General features: G+C 68.8%; 13 protein-coding genes, 1 tRNA gene and 1 pseudogene. 10 read left to right on the forward strand and 5 right to left on the reverse strand.

Features of this window, described 5'->3' with window-relative positions; all coding sequences use genetic code 11:
- The 7 genes and pseudogenes from ABZX22_RS32940 to ABZX22_RS32970 form a co-directional block, all read left to right on the forward strand.
- Window positions 1-159, forward strand: a pseudogene (locus tag ABZX22_RS32940) (6-phosphogluconate dehydrogenase); the annotation flags it as partial.
- 170 nt (window positions 160-329) lie between these two features.
- Complete coding sequence (recF, locus tag ABZX22_RS32945) at window positions 330-1,562, forward strand: DNA replication/repair protein RecF (RefSeq protein WP_354916713.1); 1,233 nt, start codon at window positions 330-332, stop codon at window positions 1,560-1,562.
- Window positions 1,552-2,049, forward strand: coding sequence for a DciA family protein (locus tag ABZX22_RS32950; protein WP_354916716.1), 498 nt, complete (start codon window positions 1,552-1,554; stop codon window positions 2,047-2,049). The genes recF and ABZX22_RS32950 overlap by 11 nt, the downstream gene beginning before the upstream one ends.
- A 305-nt stretch (window positions 2,050-2,354) precedes the next feature.
- A complete protein-coding gene (gene gyrB / locus ABZX22_RS32955) occupies window positions 2,355-4,298 on the forward strand; it encodes a DNA topoisomerase (ATP-hydrolyzing) subunit B (RefSeq protein ID WP_354916719.1) in 1,944 nt (647 codons plus the stop codon).
- Between the two features lie 34 nt (window positions 4,299-4,332).
- Window positions 4,333-6,834 (forward strand): DNA gyrase subunit A, encoded by a 2,502-nt coding sequence (gene gyrA / locus ABZX22_RS32960; RefSeq protein WP_354916722.1) that lies wholly within the window; start codon window positions 4,333-4,335, stop codon window positions 6,832-6,834.
- Window positions 6,835-6,837: 3 nt separating this feature from the next.
- Window positions 6,838-7,443 (forward strand): DUF3566 domain-containing protein, encoded by a 606-nt coding sequence (locus tag ABZX22_RS32965; RefSeq protein WP_354916724.1) that lies wholly within the window; start codon window positions 6,838-6,840, stop codon window positions 7,441-7,443.
- Window positions 7,444-7,558: 115 nt separating this feature from the next.
- Window positions 7,559-7,632, forward strand: a tRNA-Ile gene (locus ABZX22_RS32970).
- A gap of 302 nt (window positions 7,633-7,934) precedes the next feature.
- On the opposite strand, the gene ABZX22_RS32975 is transcribed toward ABZX22_RS32970, so the two are convergent.
- From ABZX22_RS32975 to ABZX22_RS32995, 5 genes are all read right to left on the reverse strand, one after another.
- Entirely contained in the window at window positions 7,935-9,065 is a 1,131-nt protein-coding gene (locus tag ABZX22_RS32975) for a serine hydrolase domain-containing protein (protein WP_354916728.1), read from the reverse strand.
- 319 nt (window positions 9,066-9,384) lie between these two features.
- A complete protein-coding gene (locus ABZX22_RS32980) occupies window positions 9,385-9,762 on the reverse strand; it encodes a tyrosine-type recombinase/integrase (RefSeq protein WP_354916730.1) in 378 nt (125 codons plus the stop codon).
- Window positions 9,763-10,201: 439 nt separating this feature from the next.
- Window positions 10,202-11,392, reverse strand: a complete 1,191-nt coding sequence (locus tag ABZX22_RS32985) for a serine hydrolase domain-containing protein (protein WP_354916732.1) — start codon at window positions 11,390-11,392, stop codon at window positions 10,202-10,204.
- 167 nt (window positions 11,393-11,559) lie between these two features.
- On the reverse strand, window positions 11,560-12,858 hold the full coding sequence (locus ABZX22_RS32990) for an APC family permease (RefSeq protein ID WP_354916735.1): 1,299 nt from the start codon (window positions 12,856-12,858) through the stop codon (window positions 11,560-11,562).
- Between the two features lie 240 nt (window positions 12,859-13,098).
- Window positions 13,099-13,614, reverse strand: coding sequence for a DUF1269 domain-containing protein (locus tag ABZX22_RS32995; protein ID WP_354916738.1), 516 nt, complete (start codon window positions 13,612-13,614; stop codon window positions 13,099-13,101).
- A gap of 147 nt (window positions 13,615-13,761) precedes the next feature.
- On the opposite strand from ABZX22_RS32995, the gene ABZX22_RS33000 reads away from it, so the two are divergent.
- From ABZX22_RS33000 to ABZX22_RS33010, 3 genes are all read left to right on the forward strand, one after another.
- Window positions 13,762-13,929, forward strand: a complete 168-nt coding sequence (locus tag ABZX22_RS33000; protein ID WP_354916740.1) for a hypothetical protein — start codon at window positions 13,762-13,764, stop codon at window positions 13,927-13,929.
- Between the two features lie 123 nt (window positions 13,930-14,052).
- Window positions 14,053-14,712 carry an HNH endonuclease family protein gene (locus tag ABZX22_RS33005; protein ID WP_354916742.1) on the forward strand — a complete coding sequence of 220 codons (660 nt, stop codon included), beginning with the start codon at window positions 14,053-14,055 and terminating at the stop codon, window positions 14,710-14,712.
- Window positions 14,713-14,849: 137 nt separating this feature from the next.
- Window positions 14,850-15,146: a hypothetical protein gene (locus tag ABZX22_RS33010; protein WP_354916745.1), complete on the forward strand. Its 297-nt coding sequence runs from the start codon at window positions 14,850-14,852 to the stop codon at window positions 15,144-15,146.
- Window positions 15,147-15,154: the final 8 nt, after the last annotated feature.

Genomic DNA, 15,154 nt, shown 5'->3' on the forward strand with positions numbered 1-15,154 from the left:
CGGTTCGCCTCGCGGCAGGACGACTCGCCGGCCATGAAGATGGTCGCGGCGCTGCGCAACCAGTTCGGCGGGCACGCGGTCGTCTCGGAGGCGGGCGCCCACGCGAAGGGCGCCGACTCCCCCGGCGCCGACGTCGTCCCGCCGAAGGAAGCCGAGTAACCCGGTATCCCGTTCGCTCCCCCGGTTCGTCCACAGGGCGCGCCGGGATGTGGACAGGGATCCACCGGGCGCGGCAGGTTGTGCACAGGGTGCGGCGGGCCATATCGGTTTTCCACAGGGGAGCCCGACGGTGACCCCAGTGGTCGGTGTGGCCCACTAACCTTCGTGGGGTGCACGTCGCCCACCTGTCGCTGACCGACTTCCGGTCCTACGCCTCCGTGGAGCTCGGCCTGGAGCCGGGCGTCACGGCGTTCGTCGGTCCCAACGGCCAGGGCAAGACCAACCTCGTCGAGGCCATGGGCTACGTGGCGACGCACTCCAGCCACCGGGTGGCCACCGACGCCCCTCTCGTCCGGCAGGGCGCCAGCAGGGCGATCATCCGCTGCGCCGTCCACAGGGACGACCGGCGCGCGCTGATCGAGCTGGAGATCAACCCGGGCAGGGCCAACAGGGCCAGGCTCAACCGCTCCCCCGTCTCCCGGCCCCGCGACGTCCTCGGGCTGCTCCGCACGGTGCTCTTCGCCCCCGAGGATCTCGCGCTCGTCAAGGGCGACCCGGGCGAGCGCAGACGCTTCCTCGACGACCTGCTCGTGGCTCGCGCGCCCCGCTTCGCCGGGGTCAGGGCCGACTACGACCGGGTGCTGAAGCAGCGCGGCGCCCTGCTGCGTACGGCCGCCCAGGCGCGCAGGGGGCGCGGTGGCGGGCGCAGGGCGGAGCGGGAGGCGGCCTTCGCCGCGGCGGGCGCGGGAGACGTCCTGAGCACGCTGGAGGTGTGGGACGCGCACCTCGCCCGGCACGGCGCGGAGTTGCTGCGCGCCAGACTCGATCTGATCGAAGCGCTGCGGCCACTGGTCGCCTCCGCCTATGCTTCGCTGGCGCCCACGAGCGCTCCCGCGCGACTGGCCTATCGCAGCACGTTGTCCACAGGCGGGGATGCCGTGGACGGCGAAGAGGCCGGTGAAGCCGGATCTCCCGATGCACACACGTTATCCACAGGCCTGGGGAAAACCCTTGAGTCGAGGTTGAAAGAGCGGCTGATCGAGGTCCGCGAGGCCGAGCTTGAGCGCGGCGTCACCCTGGTCGGCCCGCACCGCGACGACCTCGTTCTCGGCCTCGGCGACCTGCCCGCGCGCGGCTACGCCAGCCACGGCGAGTCGTGGTCGTTCGCGCTGGCGCTCCGGCTGGCCGCCTACGACCTGCTGCGTGCCGACGGCGGCGATCCCGTCCTGATCCTCGACGACGTCTTCGCCGAGCTCGACAGCCAACGCAGGCGCAGGCTGGCCGAGATCGTCGCGCCCGCCGAGCAGGTGCTGATCACCGCGGCGGTGGCCGACGACGTGCCGAGGGAGCTGACCGGTGCCCGATTCGACGTAGCAGGGGGGAGCGTGACCCGTGTCAGGTGACGACAACCCGACCGCCCGTGGGGCGGCGCTGGCCAGGGAGAAGCTCGCCCAGGCCAAGGCCGACGCGGCCAGGCGGGGGCAGCTGCCACGCCGGGAGCCGCGCCGCCGGTCGGTGGCCCAGCGTGACGCGGGCGACCCCCAGCTGTTCGGCAAGGCGATCACCGACCTGCTGGCCGCCCGCGGCTGGGAGCGCTCGGCCGCGGTCGGCGGCGTCTTCGGCCGGTGGCCCGACATCGTGGGTCCCGACCTGGCCGCGCACACCAAACCGGAGGCGTTCGAGGACGGCGAGGTGGTCATCGCCGCCGACTCCACCGCCTGGGCCACCCAGGTCCGGCTGCTGGCCCGCACGCTCATCCACAGGCTGAACGAGGAGCTCGGCCCTGGAACGGTCAAGAAGGTCAAGGTCAGAGGCCCGCAGAACGGGCCGAGGCCGTCCGGGGGGCTGCGGGTCACGGGCAGCCGAGGGCCGGGCGACACGTACGGCTAAATCCCGCGTCGGGCGATCAGAAGGCCGCAGACGGGAGCGGCCCTCCTCCAAGAGGGGGGATGCTCGACAGGGGGGAAAACGAGCTACAGGGCATCACAGGCGCGTTCGATGCCACCTTCGGCGCTCAGAGCCGGTAGAATGAAAGCGGATTCCGGACACGTCCGCTTGCGTGTCACCCGCGGCATGCGAGCCGACTCCCCTGGGTGACCGCGCATCGGGGCACTCACGACGGTGACGGGCACGGCAGGGGCAGCTGGCGGTTGTCGCCTCCCCGGCCGCGTGTCCGCGGCAGGAGGATTTCGCACTTGTCCTACGACGCTAGCTCAATCACCGTACTCGAAGGGCTTGAGGCGGTCCGCAAGCGCCCGGGTATGTATATCGGTTCGACCGGTGAGCGCGGTCTGCACCATCTCGTCTACGAGATCGTCGACAACTCCGTCGACGAGGCCCTCGCGGGTCACGCCGACCGCATCGACGTGACGCTCCTCGCCGACAACGGCGTGCGGGTCGTCGACAACGGCCGTGGCATCCCCACGGGTATCCACCCTGTGGAAAAGCGCTCCGCGGTCGAGGTCGTGCTGACCACGCTCCACGCGGGCGGCAAGTTCGACGGCAAGTCCTACGCGGTCTCCGGCGGCCTGCACGGCGTCGGCTCGGCGGTCGTCAACGCGCTGTCGACCGCCATGGACGTCGTCGTCGAGCAGAACGGCCACGTCTGGCGCCAGCGCTTCGAGATGTCCAAGCCGGTGGCTCCGCTGGCCAAGGGCGAGACCACCGACCAGACCGGCACGTCGATCACCTTCTGGGCCGACCCGGCGATCTTCGAGACCACCACGTGGAACTTCGAGACGCTCTCGCGCCGCTTCCAGGAGATGGCCTTCCTCAACAAGGGCCTGACGATCACGCTGACCGACGAGCGGCCCGACCACATCAACGGTGAGGTCCACAAGGTCCACTACCACTACGAGGGTGGCCTGTCCGACTTCGTCAGGCACCTCAACTCCAAGAAGGAGCCGGCCCACGCGTCGGTCGTCGACTTCGAGGCCCACGGTGAGGGCATCTCCGTCGAGATCGCCATGCAGTGGAACAACTCCTACTCCGAGTCGGTCTACACCTTCGCCAACACGATCAACACGGCTGAGGGCGGCACCCACGAGGAGGGCTTCCGCGCGGCCCTGACGTCCATCGTCAACCGCTACGCGCGCGAGCAGAAGTTCCTCAAGGAGGGCAAGGACGACAACCTCTCCGGTGAGGACGTCCGCGAGGGCCTGACCGCGATCGTCTCGGTCAAGCTGGCCGACCCGCAGTTCGAGGGCCAGACCAAGACCAAGCTGGGCAACACCGAGGCCAAGTCCTTTGTCCAGAAGGCCTGCAACGACCACCTGCGCGACTGGTTCGAGCGCAACCCCGGCGAGGCCAAGGACATCATCAACAAGTCGCTGCAGGCCGCCCGCGCCCGCCTCGCGGCACGCCAGGCCCGCGACCTGACCAGGCGCAAGTCGCTGCTGGAGTCCGGCAGCGGCCTGCCGGGCAAGCTGGCCGACTGCCAGTGGAACGAGCCCGACAAGTGCGAGCTGTTCATCGTCGAGGGCGACTCGGCCGGCGGCTCCGCCAAGGGCGGCCGCGACTCCCGCTTCCAGGCGATCCTGCCCATCCGCGGCAAGATCCTCAACGTGGAGAAGGCCAGGATCGACAAGGTCCTGAAGAACAACGAGGTCCAGGCGCTGATCACCGCGCTCGGCACCGGCGTGCACGACGAGTTCGACATCGCCAAGCTGCGCTACCACAAGGTGATCCTGATGGCCGACGCCGACGTCGACGGCCAGCACATCAACACGCTGCTGCTGACCCTGCTGTTCCGCTTCATGCGGCCGCTGATCGAGGCCGGTCACGTCTACCTGTCGTGCCCGCCGCTCTACAAGATCAAGTGGGACCGCAAGGGTGACGACGCCTCCTACGCCTACTCCGACTCCGAGCGCGACGCGGTCATCGCCGAGGGCATCGCGGCGGGCAAGCCCGACCCGCGCCCGCGCGACAACGTCCAGCGCTTCAAGGGTCTGGGCGAGATGAACGCCGGGCAGCTGTGGGAGACCACGATGAACCCCGCGACGCGGCTGCTGCGCCTGGTCACGCTCGACGACGCCGCGCAGGCCGACGACCTGTTCAGCGTGCTCATGGGCGAGGACGTCGAGGCCAGGCGCGACTTCATCATCCGCAACGCGCGTGACGTCCGCTTCCTCGACGTATAGCGGTAGCCGTACCAGAAAAAAAGGATCTTCACCTGTGACGGAAGTGAACACCACTCCCCCGGCTGACCGCATCGAGCCTGTGGACATCCAGTCCGAGATGCAGCGCAGCTACATGGACTACGCGATGTCCGTCATCGTGTCCCGTGCGCTGCCCGACGTCCGCGACGGTCTCAAGCCGGTGCACCGCCGGGTGCTCTACGCCATGTACGACGGTGGCTACCGTCCCGACCGCGGCTACTTCAAGTGCGCCCGCGTCGTCGGTGACGTCATGGGCACCTACCACCCGCATGGCGACACCTCCATCTACGACGCGCTCGTACGGCTGGCGCAGCCGTGGTCGCTGCGCTACCCGCTGGTCGACGGGCAGGGCAACTTCGGCTCGCCCGGCAACGACCCCGCGGCGGCGATGCGCTACACCGAGTGCAAGCTCGCGCCCATCGCCATGGAGATGCTGCGCGACATCGACAAGGACACCGTCGACTTCCGTCCCAACTACGACGGCAAGTCGCAGGAGCCCGACGTCCTGCCCGCGCGCATCCCGCAGCTGCTCGTCAACGGCTCGGGCGGCATCGCGGTCGGCATGGCCACCAACATCCCGCCGCACAACCTGCGCGAGGTCGCCGCGGCCGTCAAGTGGTGCCTGGAGAACCCCGACGCCACCGACGAGGAGCTGCTCGAGGCGGCCATCGGGCTGGTCAAGGGGCCCGACTTCCCGACCCACGGCCTGATCGTCGGCCGGCGCGGCATCGAGGACGCCTACCGCACCGGCCGCGGCTCCATCACCATGCGGGCCGTCGTCGAGGTCGAGGAGGACGGCAAGGGCCGCCAGTCGCTGGTCGTCACCGAGCTGCCCTACCAGGTCAACCCGGACAACCTGGCCCTCAAGATCGCCGAGCTGGTGCGCGAGGGCAAGCTGACCGGCATCGCCGACGTCCGCGACGAGTCCTCCTCGCGGGTCGGCCAGCGCCTGGTGATCGTGCTCAAGCGCGACGCGGTCGCCAAGGTCGTGCTGAACAACCTCTACAAGCACACCCAGCTGCAGGACACCTTCGGCGCCAACATGCTGGCGCTGGTCGACGGCGTGCCCCGCACGCTGCGCCTCGACCAGTTCATCCGCCACTACGTGGCGCACCAGATCGAGGTCATCGTCCGCAGGACCCGCTACCTGCTGCGCAAGGCCGAGGAGCGCGCCCACATCCTGCGCGGGCTGCTCAAGGCGCTGGAGCGGATGGACGAGGTCATCGCGCTGATCAGGCGCTCCCCCTCGGCCGCTGAGGCGCAGGGCGGCCTGATGACGCTGCTCGACATCGACGAGGTCCAGGCCCAGGCCATCCTCGACATGCAGCTGCGCAAGCTGGCCGCCCTGGAGCGCCAGGCGATCCAGGACGAGTACGACAACCTGATGACCCAGATCGCCGAGTACAACGCGATCCTGGCCAGCCAGGCCCGCCAGCGCGAGATCATCAACGACGAGCTGTCGGAGATCGTCGCCAAGTACGGCGACGACCGGCGCACCGAGATCATCGCCTACGACGGCGACATGTCGATCGAGGACCTCATCGCCGAGGACGAGATCGTCGTCACGATCACCCGCGGCGGCTACGCCAAGCGCACCAAGACCGACCTCTACCGGGCGCAGAAGCGCGGCGGCAAGGGCGTGCGCGGGGCGCAGCTGCGCCAGGACGACATCGTCGACCACTTCTTCGTCACCACGACCCACCACTGGCTGCTGTTCTTCACCAACAAGGGCCGCGTCTACCGGGTCAAGGCCTACGAGCTGCCCGAGTCGGGGCGTGACGCGCGCGGCCTGCACCTGGCCAACCTGCTGGCCATGCAGCCCGACGAGACCGTCATGGAGGTCCTCGACCTGCGTGACTACGACGTCGCGCCGTACCTGGTGCTGGCCACCCGCAGCGGCCTGGTCAAGAAGACGAGGCTGGCGGAGTACGACTCCCCCAGGTCCGGCGGCCTGATCGCGATCAACCTGCGTGAGGACGACGAGGTGATCGCCGCACGGCTGGTCTCCGAACAGGACGACCTGCTGCTCGTCTCCAAGGGCGCGCAGGCCATCCGCTTCACCGCCACCGACGACGCGCTGCGCCCCATGGGCAGGGCGACAAGTGGTGTCATCGGCATGAGATTCCTAGAAGGTGACGAACTTCTCGCCATGAATCGCATGGGTGATGGCGAAGACGTGCTTATCGCCACCGAGGGCGGGTACGCGAAACGGACAGCTGTTGAGCAGTATCCGGTCCAGGGACGTGGCGGCAAGGGCGTGCTTACTGCGAAGATTGTTACCTCTCGTGGCAAGCTGGTCGGAGCCGTCATGGTCAACCCGGAGGACGAGGTCTTCGCGATCACATCCAACGGCGGGGTGATCCGGACGAGTGCTGGGGAGATCAAGCAGTCTGGCCGTCAGACCATGGGAGTGCGCCTGATGAATCTCGCCGAAGGCGACAGCGTCGTGGCCCTCGCTCGGAACGCCGAGTCGATGGAGACTTCGGCGGAAGCTGAGGAAGACGGGGGAGGAGAGTAGTCCATGAACGCCCAGGGCGGTTCCGCGAAGACGACATCGTCTCGGGAGAACGGGCAGAAGCCTGCCAAGCCCAACGAGACGGAAGTCCTTGACATCACGGAGGACCAGGCCCAGGACGAGTCGGAGCGGAAGAACGAGACGGTCCGTCTCCGTCCGTCCCTGACCTCCGAGGCCCCACCGCCGCCGGCCGTCGAGCTGCCGAAGAAGAAGGCGGCCGCAGCGGCGGCCCGCCTGCCTCGCAAGGCGCACCTGGTGCTGCGGCGCGTGGAACCGTGGTCGGCGATGAAGTTCAGCTTCGTCGTCTCCCTGGTCTGCTTCGTGATCCTGTTCGTCGCGGTCGCCGTCCTGTACGGCGTGCTGTCGGCCATCGGGGTCTTCGACTCGATCGTCCAGACGGTCAACCAGCTGACCCAGGCCGACGGGCAGAACTCGGGGAACTTCGACATCTCCTCGTGGTTCGAGCCGGTCAGGATCCTCGGATACACCGCGCTCATCGGCGCGGTCAACGTCGTGCTGATCACGGCGCTGTCGACGCTGGGCGCGGTCATCTACAACATCGCCGCCGACCTGGTGGGCGGCGTCGAGGTGACGTTCAGCGAGGCCGAGTAGACCCTTTGCCGTGTCCCGGACGCGGCGCGAGCAGCGCCCGGGACACGGTAAGCTTTCCTCGTACGAACAACCGGTTCGCCTCCGGCTGACGGATGCGATAACGTTCTTTGTGCGCGGGGCTATAGCTCAGACGGTTAGAGCGCTTCCCTGATAAGGAAGAGGTCCCAGGTTCAAGTCCTGGTAGCCCCACACAGCTCAGAGGCCATTTCCTGTTAGAGGAAGTGGCCTTTTTGATCTTCCGGGTGACTAACTGAGTGACTTTAGTGGTCGCCGCAACACCCCAGCTTGAAGGGGTGCGATGGACTTCGAGATCCGGAAGGACCGGAGACGTTCCCGGGCCGAGCGCCGTTCACGGGCGCCGACCAGGCCCGCGCCTTTGCCCACCGTACCGGCGCCGGAATGACAGCCATGCGAAGCGGAGCGAGGTGAGGGCTCGCCCTGGAGAGGAGAGGACAGGTCTCCGGGGCGGCCGGTCTCAAGTGCGGCCGGTCTCAGGGGCAGAAGGCGGAGTCGATCATCTTGCTGAAGGCGGCCATGTCGGACTGGGACTGCTTCTGGTTGACGGAGAGGGCCAGCTTCGTGCGGCCGTCCAGGGTGGTGAAGGCGGTCGTGAGATAGCCCGGGATGCCTCCGTTGTGACCGATGACCCGCCGCCCGCACGAGGTGGACATGGAGACCAGGCCGAGGCCGTAGTCTCCCGGCTGGATCTTGATGGGAACGGTCTTCTGCATCTCGGCGAACAGGGAGGGCTTGAGGAGCTTGCCGGTGACCAGGCCGTTGAGGAAGGTCGTCAGGTCCGCGGTGGTCGTGATCATCGCTCCACCGGAGCTGGCGATGCTCGGGTTGAGCCGGGTCACGTCCACGTACTCGCCGTTGTTCTTCTTGATGTATCCGTGGGCGTGCGGACCGGGGATGGCCGTGGAGTACGTCGGAGCCGAGGTGTCGTGCAGCCCCAGCGGCTTGATGACGCGCTCGGTGACCTCGCTCTGCCAGCTGTGGCCGGTCACCGCCTTGATCAGCATTCCGACCACCACATAGCCGGTGTTGGAGTAGGAGAACTTCGTGCCGGGCTCGAAGTCCAGCGGCCTGGTCAGCGCGGTCTTCACGATGCCCTCGTCGGTGAACCGGGTGAAGCGCAGCTTCAGGTACGGCTCGTCCGACGTCGGGAACTCCTTCATGCTGGTGTAGTCGGGTATTCCGGCGGTGTGCTGGAGGATCATTCGTACGGTGATGTCGTTCTCGCGCGGCAACAGGCCGGGCAGGTACTTGCCGATGGGGTCGTCCAGTCCGATCCGGCCCTCGCCGACCAACTGCAGCACGGTGACCGAGGTGAAGACCTTGGTGACGCTGCCCATGCGGAACGACCCGTTGGCCGGGACGGGACGTTTGCCGTCGATCGTGGCCGTTCCCGAGCGCAGGACGGTCTGCCGGTCTCCCTCACTGAGCCTGGCCTGCACTCCGGCCGCAGTACCGGTGCGCATCATCGCGTCCATCGACTTCTGGAGCGAGGCCGCGGTGCTCGGAGCGGAAGCCTCCGCGGCGTGTACCGGGACGGCGGCGAGGGCCAGCCCGGCGGTGGCGAGGGCGAGGGCGAGGGCGGGGCCCCTGGACTTGGTACGCATGGGTGATTACTTCTCCTGGTGGGCTTTCACGCCGCATCGGCGCTGGTCACCACGCTAGGAGAGGCGGACCTGGGCGAACAATCCCGCCAGCGGGCCAACGACAGAGGGGGATGACCGGCCCGCGATGGTAGGGAAATCCGTACCGTCCGGTTCGTGTGGCCGCGTGCCGCGATGCTTGGGAACGCCCCGGCTGAGCGCCGTTCACCGGCGCCGACCAGGCCCGCGCTCCCGCCCGCCGTACCGGTGCTGAGGACGACAGTCCGGTGAAGACGGAGGGGAGCGGGGCGGGTGGGGTGGGTTGACCGCGTTCATCGGCTAATTAAGCCTTTTTGGCCTTGCTGGAAAAGATCAGGTCCATCGTCTCAGCCCCTTCCAGGAGTACGGGGCGGAGCTGTTTCCGGTAGACCTTCTCGGTCACCACAGTGCCCTTGTGGCCGACCAGGCGGGAGATGTTCTCCAGCGCGACACCGGAGTCCGACAGCAGCGAGACGAAGCTGTGCCGCATCTCACGGGGCGTCCACTCGTCGGGGTCCAGGTCGGTCCTCTTGAGGATCACCCGGAAGGCCCGGCGCACGTTGGCCGCATCCAGTTCGGTCCCCTGCTTGCTCGCGAAGACGAGATCGTTCTCCTGCCAGAGGTTCCCCGCCTTCTCCCTGGCGAGCGCCTGCCGCTCCCGGTGCCCGCGTAGGGCGTCCACACACAGCCTGAGGAGAGCGTCCGCCGGGACTTCTCCGTCTTGGTGTCTCCCCCGACCCGCACGCCTACCGGCCAGCAGCGTGCGCCGTGCCGGACCACAAGCTGGAACGCTCATGACCTGTATCCTTCCGCTCGCCCGGCAAGGCCCCGGCAACGAGCGCGGATCGACTCGTCACGATTTCTGAGGCCGATCGCGTGGCAGCAGAGCAGGTCGGCACCGGGTGGCCAGGACGCGGATGCGTTCCCTGGCTGCGGCCACGAGCCTGGCCACGGAACCCGGGAGGGCTCACCGACGAGATCGGCACCGCGCCGCGCGATTTCATCCGCACGCTTTGCGCTCACCCAGGCTCGCAGCGCCGCACCAGCCGGCCCAGCCAGGCGGGCCAGGCCAGGCCGGGTGCCAGGCCGGGCGGGTCGGGTCCGCCGGTCGGCGGGTGAGCTCAGTTGCCGAGGGCGGCGAGGGTCAGACGCTGGGCCACCGCAGCGGCGCCGTTGCCGGAGGACGAAGAGGTGCCCATCGAGTAGACCGCGCGCAGGCTGAGGTCGCGGGCGGCGAAGACGCCGCTGCGGTAACCCGGCTCGGAGCCTGTCTTGCCCCACAGAAGCGAGCCGTCGGGCAGCGGCACCGACATCAGGCCGACGCTGAAGCAGGCCGTACCCTTGCCGGGGCCGGTGTTGCAGTAGGAGCCGTCGGCGTACGGCAGCGGCTTGCCGTCGGCGCCCTTCGGCACGGTGAACAGCTCCGCGGCCTGTGCCGGGCGCAGCAGCCGGCCGTCGAACAGGCCGGAGATGAAGCGGTCCATGTCGCCCGTCGTGGAGGTCATGCTGGCCGGCAGCCCGCCCTGCACGGTGACGTCGACCAGCTCGCCGCTGCTCCTCGGCAGGTAGGCGGGCAGGTACGGCCGGGGCATCGGCGTGCTGCGGCCCGGCACGGCGGCCCTGGTCTGCCGCATCTCCAGCGGCTTCACGATGCGGGCGGTCACCTCGTACTGGTAGGAATGCCCGGTGATCTCCTCGATCAGCTTGCCGGCGACGCGGTAGCCGAAGGAGTTGTACTCCTGCCGGGTGCCGGGGCGAAAGCGCGGGCCGGGAGCCGGCCGGCCCTCGGGGCGGAGCGTCTGCTGGATCACCTCGTCGAAGGTGACGTAGTCAAGGCGGCGCTCGATCTCCTCGTCCGGGGAGGTGGCCGGGGCGCCCTCGAAGTCGTGGGGCAGGCCGCTGGTGTGGTCGAGCAGCTGCCGTACGCTGATCGGCTCGGTGAACCGGTCCTCCGGCAGTAGCCCGGGCAGGTAGTGCTGGACGCTCTGGTCCAGGTCGACGCGGCCCTCGGCGGACAGCTGCAGCAGGATCACCGCCTCCATGGCCTTGCTGATGCTGCCGATCCTGAAGTGAGCGTTGCGGCTGATGGGCCTACCGGTGACGACGTCCCCGGACGCACCCCGCCAGGTCTGCCCGTTCTTGTGCACCTCGGCCACGACACCGGCGGCACCGTCGGACGGGCGCACGGTGATCGCCTCGCGCAGGGCGGCACGGTCCAGACCGGTGGCGGGCTCGGCGGTCGCCGCCTGCGCGGGGGCGACGGCACCGAACGTCACAGCGGCGGCCAAGGACAGAGCCAAGAAACGGCGCATGGGGGAAGCTCCACTCGAAAGACGGTGATCAAGTGCGTTCGAGTCTGTCCGCCCGGCTCGCCCGCTTCGACGGGGATCACCCCCGGCCCGACCCGGGCCCGACCCTGACCCCGCATCAGGAGAACCCTGGCCGGCCGCACACGCCGGCGACCGCAATGTCCCCGCGCCTAGTGCGCCCCCGGCAGCGGGCCTGCCCGGTGGGTGTACCTGTGCTTCCAGCCGAGATCGAGGGCGACGCTCACCACCAGTACGGCCAGCAACGTGAGGATCGACGCGGGCTCGTGCACGAGCGTGGTGAAGACGAAGGTCAGCAGGACGGCGCCGGCTGATGCGACGGCCAGTCCGAGGACGAGGGTGTTGGCGCCAGTCTGGGTCCGTACCCGGAAATGCGCCACCGTGATGAAGATGAAGACCAGGAGGGCGACGGCGCTGCCGATGGAGGCGATCGCGTCGAGTTTGAAAGCGACGGCGAGCACCACGCATACCGCCGCCTCCACCAGCAGCCCGGCTGATGCTCGTCCGCCGATCCGCCGTGCCATCAACGGCGGGAACTGCCGCGTGTGCGCGAGCCGCTCGCACAGGCCGGGTGCCGGGTACAGTCCCGCGTTGGTTGCTCCCGCGGTGGCGAACAGGGCGGTCACGCTCATCAGCCAGTAGCCGGCCGTACCGAGGGACGGCTCGGCGGCCACGGCGAGCGCGGTCCCCCCGGAGGCGATGACCTCCTCCGCGGTGAGCGTGCCGAACACGCCTACCGCGATGGCGACATAGATGACCGTCGCGATCCCGAGGGCGAGGTACATGGCCTTCGGAAGCTGGCGTGTCGGATCGGCGAGATCCTTGGCCGTGAACGTGATGATGCCGAATCCGAGGAACGCGAAGAACGTCAGCGCGACGCTGGCGACGATGTCCCGGAGCGGCGGGTATCCGGACGGCGCCAGCAGCGACAACCGCATGTTGGCGATCGTCACCACCGCGAAGACGACGAGGATTCCGAGGACGACGTACACGATCACGGTCTGTGCCTTGGCGACGAGCGTCGATCCGATGATGTTCACGGTGGTCATCGCCAGGATGATGAGCACGGAGAACGCCTTGGCCCATGTCGCGTTCGCGTCGGTGAACATGGCGCTCGCGTAGCTGCCGAACGACACCGCCACCATCGCGGTGACGATGGCGTTGGCCACGTAGATGAGCCAGGCGGTGATGCCGGTGATGTGGCCTTCACCGAAGCCCTTGGCCACGTACTCGAGCAGGCCTCCCGCCGAGGGGTACTTGGCGCCGAGCTTGGCGAACGAATAGCCCTGCAGGGCCGCGACCACGCCCGCGATGAGGAACGACAGCCACACGGCCGACCCCGCCACCTCGCCGGCCGCACCCAGGAGTGCGAAGATGCCGGCTCCCACCATGGCGCCGACGCCGATGAACGCGGCCTGCCGTACGGTCATGAATCTCGACGGCGATGACATCAGCGGCAGCCTCCCTCTCTCGGCGTGGCCTTGCCCAGGGCCTCGACCGCCCCGCTCGGGCCGGCCGAGTCTGTGCCGCGGCGGCAGCGCCGGCCGCATTCCGGGTCGCGGCGGCACCGCCGACCGGTTTCCGGGTCGGGGCGGGACCGCCGGCCGTTTCCGGCGCCATAGCGTCAGCTACGGACGGTTTCCGGCGTCATAGCGTCAGTGACGGCCGGACGGTGTTCCCGTACACCCCTTTCAGTCGGCGCCGTGCGGGCGGTTGGGCTTCGCGGCTGCGAGAGCCGCCTCGAGTTGCGCCTCGACTTCCGCGCTGAGCGTCGTGCGGATCACGTGCCCGCGCTGCTGGATGAGGGGGAGGACCTTCTCCGGCGTCATGTCGCGGACGAGGACGATGAGGGCGGCGCTTCCGGGCGGCAGGTTCGCGCTGAGCTCGTTGACGAAGTCCTGTGCCCCGCCGGTGGAGCCGAAGGTGCTCTTCCATATCGTGCCGCCCGCGACCGCGCCGACCGCCATGCCGAACAGCGGCGCCAGGAGCAACAGGCCGATCATGCCGCCCCAGAGGGCTCCGCCGGTGGCCGCCGCGCGGACGCCGGTGCCGCCCTGCTGCACCTCGATCTTGCCGTCCTGGCCCCTGATCATGACGACGAGATCCTCGATCTGGACCGAGCCCTCCGCGCCCGATCGGCGGAGGCGCTTCTCGGCCTGCTCGACCGCCGCCCGGTCGGGGTACGCGATCGCTATGAGATCACTCACTGGCGCCCTCTCACCGGATCATCGAGCACGTGCGGCAGTGGATGCAGAGGAAGACAGGCCCCCGCCCCGGTAGGCGTCAGTCACCCTGGCCGCCTCTTGCCGCACATTCTACTCCGCGCGTGTTCCCTCCGGATTTGTCCCGCGACCGTGCGTGACGATCAGGCGCTGGACACGCTGCTCAGCCTGGACGGCTGGGACGCGCGGCGGTACGACCGGCATGGCGCGAAAGCATCCGGACAGATCTGGACGGCACGCCATGTCGACAGGCCCCTGTGGGAGATGAGCCACACCGAACAGGGGAGAGCCCGCTTCTGACCGGCGCCCGACGCCCCGCACCCCTGGTGAAAGCGCGAACCAGGGGAGGCCCATGGTCGTCTCACCCTTCGATGTCTTGGATGTCGCTCTAGTCACGGGGGAGTCATGGGTATGGGTGGAAGCATGATCTTCCTGAGGCGGGCGCTCCGCATCGCCGTCTTCACGCTTGTCGTCCTCCCCCTCACCGCTGTCATCGCCACCCAGCAGGCGGCGGCCGACTCCCGCAGGCAGCACCAGACCGACGCGGGGACGGCCCGCCGGATGCTGGCCCAGCTGAAGGTCGCCCGGCCGTTATCCCTGCGCGGGTACAGCCACCGCCGGTTCCAGCCCCGGTGGGCGCACCACAAGGGCAGGTGCGACGCGCGGGAGACGGTGCTGTCCCGCGACGGGCGAGGCGTGCGCAGGAACGCGGCCTGCCACCCGGTCAAGGGCGTCTGGTACAGCCCGTACGACGGCAAACGGCTGAGAAGCGAGAAGCTGGTCGACGTCGACCATGTGGTGCCGCTGGCGTACGCCTGGCGTACCGGCGCCCGCACCTGGAGCCAGGCGCGGCGGCGCGCCTTCGCCAACGACCTCACCCGGCCGGAGCTGGTCACGGTCAGCCACTCCGCCAACATCGCCAAGGGCGGCCAGGGCCCGCAGAGCTGGCGGCCGCAGCGCCGCGGCTACTGGTGCCGTTACGCGACCTCATGGATCACCGTGAAGCATCACTACCGGCTCTTCGTGACCCGGAAGGAGAAGGTCGCCCTCCTCAACATGCTGCGCACCTGCAGCAGGTCCTGACCCTTTCCCGGGGGCCACGCGGTGGAACGGCGGGTCGCCGAGCCGGCGAACGGGACATGAGGGATCTCGGGGGAGCAGCCTGAGCGTTCTACACTCCTGCGACGAGTTGATCATTCCCCCCCGCTGTGTGAGGAACCATGAGAAACGTCTTCGCGGCGACCGTCGCCACCGCCTCCCTTCTGCTGGCCGTCCTTCCGCCCGCCGCCTCCGCGGGCGCCGCCGCGCGGCCCTACTGCAACGAGAAGCATCCGCCCAAGGACCGGTACTACTACAAGCACAAGAAGCACTGGGACTGTGTCGGCGAGCACCTGACCTGCTCCAAGGAGCAGCGCGGCGCCTACGGCTACTCGATGAACCATGCCCCGCACACCCGCCGGCTCAGGTGCGTCTTCTGGACGGACGCCTACCGCTGGAAGCCTGCCCCCACGCGGTAGGAGCACTT

The organism is Nonomuraea sp. NPDC003804 (genome assembly GCF_040610675.1).
In the GTDB taxonomy this organism is placed as follows: domain Bacteria; phylum Actinomycetota; class Actinomycetes; order Streptosporangiales; family Streptosporangiaceae; genus Nonomuraea.

Bases quoted from the DNA above. Each gene is read 5' to 3' on its own strand.
- ABZX22_RS33010 (WP_354916745.1), top strand. From the start codon at position 14,850: ATGAGAAACGTCTTCGCGGCGACCGTCGCCACCGCCTCCCTTCTGCTG.
- ABZX22_RS32975 (WP_354916728.1), bottom strand. From the start codon at position 9,065: ATGCGTACCAAGTCCAGGGGCCCCGCCCTCGCCCTCGCCCTCGCCACC.
- ABZX22_RS32985 (WP_354916732.1), bottom strand. From the start codon at position 11,392: ATGCGCCGTTTCTTGGCTCTGTCCTTGGCCGCCGCTGTGACGTTCGGT.
- ABZX22_RS33005 (WP_354916742.1), top strand. From the start codon at position 14,053: ATGATCTTCCTGAGGCGGGCGCTCCGCATCGCCGTCTTCACGCTTGTC.
- ABZX22_RS32965 (WP_354916724.1), top strand. From the start codon at position 6,838: ATGAACGCCCAGGGCGGTTCCGCGAAGACGACATCGTCTCGGGAGAAC.
- ABZX22_RS32990 (WP_354916735.1), bottom strand. From the start codon at position 12,858: ATGTCATCGCCGTCGAGATTCATGACCGTACGGCAGGCCGCGTTCATC.